At 65.3% G+C, this 360-nt stretch carries 1 protein-coding gene; it reads right to left on the reverse strand.

The genetic code is table 11. From position 1 onward, the window contains the following. Positions 1-283 (reverse strand): hypothetical protein (locus G3480_RS27505; protein ID WP_206171959.1); only part of this gene is annotated, 283 nt, incomplete at its 3' end. Positions 284-360 lie beyond the last annotated feature (77 nt).

The raw sequence follows: 360 nt of genomic DNA on the forward strand, positions 1-360 counted from the left end.
GGTTAATCGTATAGACCGCCCCCAGCAACGCCATCTTTTTCGTCCCCGCACGTGGGCCAGAGGGATGGAGATCCTTCTCCGCCATGCTGGGCGCAGGCGCCTCTTGTGGTGGCTTGTCCGTCACCGCGTGCGCCGAGGAGGCGGGGACCGGGGGCTTGTTCGGCGCCGTCTCGCGACGCGTCGGGACACCCTTTCCGTCCGCCGTGCAGACCAGGATGGCACCTTTCTCCTCGGGCGGCGGCAGCGTTTGTTCCTCCCAAAAGGCCGCCACGCTCTGGGCCATGTGCGTATTCCAGTGAAACCGGACACCCAGTCCGAAGGAAAGCGGACAGCCGTTCCGATCGAAGCCGGACAGTCAGT

It is taken from the genome of Thiorhodococcus mannitoliphagus (genome assembly GCF_010915725.1).
Classification (GTDB): Bacteria; Pseudomonadota; Gammaproteobacteria; order Chromatiales; family Chromatiaceae; genus Thiorhodococcus; species Thiorhodococcus mannitoliphagus.